This window comes from Halomonas sp. LMYGS-3 (genome assembly GCF_059509875.1).
Genome location: NZ_JCAKFQ010000057.1, coordinates 1 through 6450 on the forward strand (window position 1 = coordinate 1; position 6450 = coordinate 6450).

Here is a 6450-nt window from a genome sequence, read left to right on the forward strand (position 1 = left end):
GGCTCACCGCATCCGCCTTGAATTCATCGGAAAATCGACGTCGAGTCTTCTTGGTCATGAACACCTCCATTGCCTCCATTATGAGGCTTATCGGGGTGTCCGCTCCAATTGGACCACTTCAAGCCTGTGCTCAGAACTATCGAGGAAAGGTGAAGTACCTGCTACCGATCTACCAAAACGAGACCGTTATGCTGACCCTGCCCAAGGTGGAGAGGGGCCGGATGCGCGCCGCCTACCTGGCCTACACCGGGGCGATGCACGGTATTGCTGACGGTGTTTGAGGGCTTTGCCGATGAAAAAAATCTTACTCCTCGTGGTGTCGCATGTGTTGGTTGGGGCGGTGGGGTTCGCCATTGGGATCTACACGCTACCCATCCTGATCGCGCCGCCGCCGCCGTCGGTGGAGCGTAATGAGGAGCGTAATGAGCGTAAGCGTAATGAGGGACAGACCCTCATATTTCACATAGCTGGACGCCCCCAGCACCGCCACGAACACCTGCGCGTTGCGCACCTCACCGGTGGCCTGGTTGATGATGGGCACGGTCGGGCCGCAGTAGTCGATGAACAGCTTCTCGCCGGCGCGGTGGACCTGGCCATGCTGCGCCGCTGGCGGTCACGCCAGGTGCGGTAGCGCTGGCAGAACTGGCTGTAGCGGTACGCCTTGTCGCCGTGGACCTCGACGTACTCCGCCCACAGCAGTTGCAGGGTCACGCCCTTGCGCTTGAGCGCCTGGTGGACCTGGAAGTAGTCCGGTGCCGAGAAGCGCACCGGCGGCGTCCTGGACGGGAATAGCCGCGCCTCCAGCGCCGCCTCGTCGGCATCCTCCGGCAGTGGCCAGGTGATGCCGGCGACCTGGGCCAGGCTGACGTACTTGCTGACCACGCCCTTGGAGAGGCCGCAGACCCGCGCAATCTTCTCGTGGCTGAGCCCGGCGTCGTACTTGAGGCGCAACACCTCGGTGATGGTTCGCATGGGAATCCTCGGTGCTGGCATCGTCCCCTCCTGGGCCAAAGCAAAAGGAGGGGTATGCCGTAAAAGTCCGAATCATTCCAGCGAGTTAGGTGAGATTCCGGCATCGTGACCGCGGATTCCGGGAAAGCGGCCGAAATCGGTCACGATGAAACGGAATGGCCGGTCACGTTGGCCCGGAGTGGTCGGTCACGATGGCGCGGAATACGCATCAAAAAAGCTCGCTGTGCGATGATAGGGAGAGTGTCAGCGCCGACTTCACGGATTCAGGTTACTACTCATCCATCGATGGGTGCATTGATTAAACGGTCGTTTTCTTTACGCATGCTGACTGCCCCTTCAGGAGGCCCTGGTGGGGCAGTTTTGCGTAAAGAAATTGCGTAAATTTTTCTACGTGCAGAAAAGGGGCGTTTTGCCGCTATCAGGCAGCCACTTCCTTCTCGTCCTCAATCTCCAGATTGAGGTGGAAGTGAGCCGGCCCCGTCAGGTTGACCAGGGCATCCAAGCTGAACTTGTTGATGCGGCCGTTTAGCAGGTCGTTGAGGCGAGGCTGGGTGATGCCCAGGCGATGCGCCGCCTCTTTCTGGGTGACGCCCCACTCCCTGACACGGCCGGCGATCTTCGCCATGAGCTCGGAGCGCAGACGCATGTTCAGCGCCTCCTCGGGGGTGTCCTCGATGGCGTCCCACACGCTGTCGTAATACTCGATGGCCATGCTGTCACCTCGCTTGGTGGCCGGGCTCAGAGCAGCTCCTTGTAGCGCTGCTTGCCCAGGTCGATGTCTTTCTTGGCGGTCTTCTGGGTCTTCTTCTGGAAGCAGTGGAGCACGAACACCGCATCGCCCCGGTTGGCGACGTAGAAGACCCGAAAGGCCCCGTTGTCTTCCCGAATGCGGATCTCCATGACACCAGGGCCAACGCTTGGCATGGGGCGGAAGTCGTCCGGCTGCCCTCCAGCCTGAACCTTGTCGATCTGAAACCCTGCTTCGCGCTTGGCGTCCAGAGGGAAGTCGCGCAGCCGGTCCTTCGAGTCTCCGACGAATGCGACGGGTTTCTTCCGCCCCACGCTGCCCCCTTGGCCTCTGTGATCCTATATCAGTACCGATATAATAGGCTCATCAACCGAACGGTTCAAGCTCGGTGCCGCAAGCCCTCCGGCTGAGGGCAGCCAGGTGGCGTACCGTAGCCCTTGCAGGTAATGAGGGACAGACCTTGGGACAGACCCTCATTTCACCGGCGCTCGAGCCAGTCGCATCCGGTCAGCGTTCGAGGTGTCCGCGAATCAACCGCATCAGACTCCTCTCGCCTGGCCGGAAGGTGCTGTTCACCACGGCAATGTCCCCGGCATCGTTCACGGCAAGCTTGCGCATCAGCATCCCCTGCAGGCTGCCGTTGAATCCCGGATCCGACGCCCCGCTGTGCGGCACGATCTCCGGCGCAGCGAAGTGTTCACCGCCATCCGTTGAATGCGTCATGCCGAGCCCTCGGGGCCGATGGCCCAGACGGGGGAACAGCTCCCAGAGCACATACAGGTTAGCGCCTGACACCGCCAGCGACGGAAAGCCGACGCTGGCGAACCGTTCGGCATGCGCGCTGGAAATGTCCTCCGGCGCGTGGAAGCGCTCGCCGGCGCGTGCCCGCGTGTAGCGAACATGCGCCCGTTGCCAGGGGCCGTCCGGACTCTCGGCGTACACCAGGTGCACGATACCGTCGCCGTCCACCGCGAGTTTCGGCGCGTCCGCATGCCCGTCGGTCGCGTCCACGGTACGGGGCGCTTCGAACGACTCGCCCCGGCGGTCGGAAATCGTGTAGCGAATATCGGCTGCCGGGTCCTCGCCGACGGTCCATGCCAGATGTACCCGTCCGTCGCCGTCCACGGCGAGACTCGGCGCGCGGGCGGGGAGGTCGCCACCACCGGCGATAGGCTTCGGCGCCGGGAAGGTGCGGCCGCCATCGCTGGAACGGCTGATCCGCAGCCTGCCTTCATACTCCGTCCAGGCTACCCAGACCTCCCCGTCGGGCCCTTCCGTCAGATCCAGGCTGCCGTTGTCCCAGCGCCGGGTGGTCAGCCGTCCCTTGCCTGCTCCGTTCTGCGTGTTGGAGAGATTGATCGGCGCGCTGAACGTCGCGCCGCCGTCTTGCGAACGGGCGAACAGGATCTCGCCGCCGTGAGTGCCACCAGAGAAGATGATCTCCTGCCAGAGCACGTAAACGCTGTCCGGCGTGTTGGCGGCCATGATCACGCGCGGGAGCCAGGAGAACGTATCGGCGCTGCGCGATATGTTGGTCGGAGCATCGAGTTGCGGTTCGCCGTCGCGGTCGTAGCGCTGCAGGAACACCTCCTGCTGCGCCTGGTCGGCCCAGACGACCGCTGCCATGCCGTCCTCGTGCAACGCTACCGAAGCGTCATCCACGTAGCGGAAATCCGACGCGTTCATGCGCCAGGGGCCCATGTGGGCCTCTCCGGTGGCCACCTCCAGGGCAGCGTGCCAGACGATCTCGGTGCTTTCCCCGGACTCGGCCGCCGGCGACAGTAACGCCAGCACCAGTGCGATGACAGCGCCGGCGGTGGCCGGCGGTATGCCGCGGCCACGCGAAGACGACACCCTTGCCCGACACTGGTCCTGGTACTCCTGCATCACTACTTACCCGGCACGGAGTCAATGACGGCCTCGACGCGCTGCTGCCGTGGCAGCGGAAGGTGACCCTACCGATCCGAATCAGCCCCGAACAGCTGGGGTTCGTAAATTGATTATGCACATCGCGGCGTGGTTCGTGTCCTGGCTTATGCCATCAACGCCCTGTGGCTGTGCTCCAGCTGACGCTGGGCCTCGGCCAGCGAGTGAGTCTTGCCGCTCCAAGGCAGCCGCTCGCCTGCATGGTGGAGGTGGTACTCGACCTCACATTGGCCCTCGTCGTCGAGGATCTCGTAGCGGTGAATCTCGTGGCCGAACTCGTTGCGCCACCAGTCGGCAGGGAACTTGGTCCAGTACATGACATCACCTCCACAGGCGCCTCAGCGCCAGGATGCTCCAGTTCACAACAGCGCGCTTGTACTCGGCTTTGATCTCGTGTGCTCGGCGGGCTTCACGCGCCGCCTCGAGCTTGTCGATCATGCTGAAATCCCTTGCGCACTGCCGACGTCGCCATTTGGATACATACAGAGACCGTGTGGCAACATCCAGTAACATTTAGTCTAGTCAAATTGCATCAGCTTGCCCACTCGAATCTTGCGCTTTTTCATACCTCATGGCTTGAAAGGCGGATCTACTACGAGCCTCGCGGGTGCGCCAACGCATCAACGGCGAGGAGCACTTCGAGCCTCGAGCGGTGCTCAGCCGAAGGTGCCAGCCCCCTACGACTTTTTTCTCAAGATTGGGCTACGCAATCCGAAGCATTCTTTAGTAATCTGAGTGTAAGTAAATGTATACAGCTGGGTTCTAATGTTATCCCGAGGGAGGCACGCCGGCGGCCTGTGACCGCCAATAGGGGAGGGGGCTGGTGAGCGGCACCCCTGGCGGTTGCGTGCTCGTGCGCACGCCGGCAAAGCCCTTGCCCAGCACAGGCGTATGTATGGGTGGTTTCCACGCTCTTGTGCCCCAGCAATTCCAGAACGGGGCGGATATCTGGTCCCTGGCTCAGCAACTGAGAGGCGAAGCTGTGTCGCAGGGTGTGGCAGTGTCAGCGCCAATGAAGGATTGCCCTTTTTTGTCAGTGCTCTTTCCTCGGTATCGATTCAATTACTGTCAGCGGCCGACTGTCAGGTAAACACCATCACACCTCAACCAGACCAAGGGCCTGCGATTACTCGCGGGCCCTTTGGTTTGCGGCCTCGCAGTTTCGTGTGTCGGCCGCGCACGGCTCCAGGCCATCAGCGCTAGGGTGTCGCTGCGGCTCTACCCGGAGTTCTCACGGCGTACTTTCTTGCGGACCTCGTCCAGCGTCTTGGTGAAGGTCTGCACGAGGTGGAACACGTCGACCTTCACCTCGGCGTTGGGAAGGTTCTCGGCAACGCCGCTCAGGAAGGCCTGAGACATGTCGCAGACCACCTCGACCACGTTGTCCGGGTTGCTTGGGCCGTTCGGTGAATATCAGGGGATCAAAGTTCCTCCTTATTGCTCAATGACGTGTTGTTGAGACTTGCGATTAAATCAGAAATCATAGGAACATAGTCTTCGCCATATCCCGAGTTAACCGCTAACGCATAGGTATTTTTCACTGCATTAGCAAGAGGATTGGTCATGCCAGAACTATTTGACATGGCATCAAGGTATCGCATGTCTTTGTAAGAATTTTGCAGTGTGAATTTGTGGGCGTCACGATCGCGATCGAGTACATATTGCATGTAGGTCTGATAAAATCCGCAATCCATGCGACTTCCGCGAATCACGCTGTCAAATCGGGAGGGCTCTATCCCGATCTTATTAGCTAAGGTCAGCGCCTCGGCATAGAGAGCGCCGTATCCAAGGGAGATAAAGTTGTTGATGAGCTTCATTTTATGCCCATCACCAACTGTGCCGATATGCACGACCTTATCAGCCCAAGCATCCAATATAGGTTTGATTCTCGTGAAGATCTGCGCATCGCAGCCAACCATGGTTCCGAGAGTTCCTTCCCAAGCTTCTTTTGGTGTACCTCCCAGCGGAGCATCGACTAGATAGATCCCCGTTGTGTTCAACTTCCCGGCCAAAGCCAGTGTTGAGTTTGGGTCTGAGGTAGATGTATCGACGATGACCGATCCAGCCTTCAGGTTTTCCGCGAGACCGCTAGATCCTTGAATGATGGCTTCGACTTCACTCGAACTTGATACGCATAAGAATACGATGTCGGAAGTGGCTGCTACATCCTTTACAGTCGTGGCTTCTTTTGCTCCTCGGCTGACCAAATCGTCTACAGGTGCACGGTTCCTATGTGCCATTACCGTCAGAAGAAATCCTTTCTCAACGATATTCTTTGCCATCCCGTGACCCATATGGCCAACACCAATAAATCCAACTCTTTCGCTATTTTCCTGCATGTCATTGCTCCTTTCATGTTGATTACTTGCCGATTTCGCGACTTTTTGTGGCGTACCGGCGTCCAATTCCCCCTTTCCTGGTGTTTTTCACCACTTTTTCCATAAGGGGGGGTTCCTCTTTTAACGACCGGGTCGGTAGGCCGACGGGTCAAAGATAGGTTTACGACACAGTAACTGATCAACTTTTAAGTAACTCTGGCCTCTTGGCTGCCGCGGCCCATGCGGCGGTTGAAGGCATCGACAGTAGCCATCCTACGCGTGCTGTGCTCCCAACACGCGCGCATTCAGGTCGAGCTCACCAAGATATGAGGGAGCAGCATCTCGGCTACCGCTGGGGTTCCTGAAGTGGTCCAATTGGAGCGGACACCCCGATAAGCCTCATAATGGAGGCAATGGAGGTGTTCATGACCAAGAAGACTCGACGTCGATTTTCCGATGAATTCAAGGCGGATGCGGTGAGCCTGG

At 59.4% G+C, this 6450-nt stretch carries 7 protein-coding genes and 2 pseudogenes; 1 reads left to right on the forward strand and 8 read right to left on the reverse strand.

What is annotated here, in order from left to right; genetic code table 11:
* A partial coding sequence (locus tag AC5W54_RS22305) for a hypothetical protein (protein ID WP_495964295.1) occupies nt 1-281 on the forward strand: 281 nt, incomplete at its 5' end.
* A 182-nt stretch (nt 282-463) separates the two neighbouring features.
* On the opposite strand, the pseudogene AC5W54_RS22310 reads toward AC5W54_RS22305, so the two are convergent.
* The 8 genes and pseudogenes from AC5W54_RS22310 to AC5W54_RS22345 form a co-directional block, all read right to left on the reverse strand.
* A pseudogene (locus AC5W54_RS22310) lies at nt 464-993 on the reverse strand (IS21 family transposase); the annotation flags it as partial.
* A 397-nt stretch (nt 994-1390) separates the two neighbouring features.
* Nucleotides 1391-1684 carry a helix-turn-helix domain-containing protein gene (locus tag AC5W54_RS22315; RefSeq protein WP_495964296.1) on the reverse strand — a complete coding sequence of 98 codons (294 nt, stop codon included), beginning with the start codon at nt 1682-1684 and terminating at the stop codon, nt 1391-1393.
* Between the two features lie 26 nt (nt 1685-1710).
* Nucleotides 1711-2034: a type II toxin-antitoxin system RelE/ParE family toxin gene (locus tag AC5W54_RS22320; RefSeq protein WP_495964297.1), complete on the reverse strand. Its 324-nt coding sequence runs from the start codon at nt 2032-2034 to the stop codon at nt 1711-1713.
* Between the two features lie 193 nt (nt 2035-2227).
* Nucleotides 2228-3607 (reverse strand): sialidase family protein, encoded by a 1380-nt coding sequence (locus AC5W54_RS22325; RefSeq protein ID WP_495964298.1) that lies wholly within the window; start codon nt 3605-3607, stop codon nt 2228-2230.
* A gap of 146 nt (nt 3608-3753) precedes the next feature.
* Entirely contained in the window at nt 3754-3963 is a 210-nt protein-coding gene (locus tag AC5W54_RS22330; protein WP_495964299.1) for a hypothetical protein, read from the reverse strand.
* 374 nt (nt 3964-4337) lie between these two features.
* The gene (locus tag AC5W54_RS22335; protein WP_495964300.1) at nt 4338-4613 is read right to left on the reverse strand and encodes a hypothetical protein; all 276 of its coding nucleotides are present in this window, start codon (nt 4611-4613) and stop codon (nt 4338-4340) included.
* A 251-nt stretch (nt 4614-4864) separates the two neighbouring features.
* A pseudogene (locus AC5W54_RS22340) lies at nt 4865-5035 on the reverse strand (transposase); the annotation flags it as partial.
* Between the two features lie 32 nt (nt 5036-5067).
* Nucleotides 5068-6051 carry an NAD(P)-dependent oxidoreductase gene (locus AC5W54_RS22345; RefSeq protein WP_495964301.1) on the reverse strand — a complete coding sequence of 328 codons (984 nt, stop codon included), beginning with the start codon at nt 6049-6051 and terminating at the stop codon, nt 5068-5070.
* Nucleotides 6052-6450: the final 399 nt, after the last annotated feature.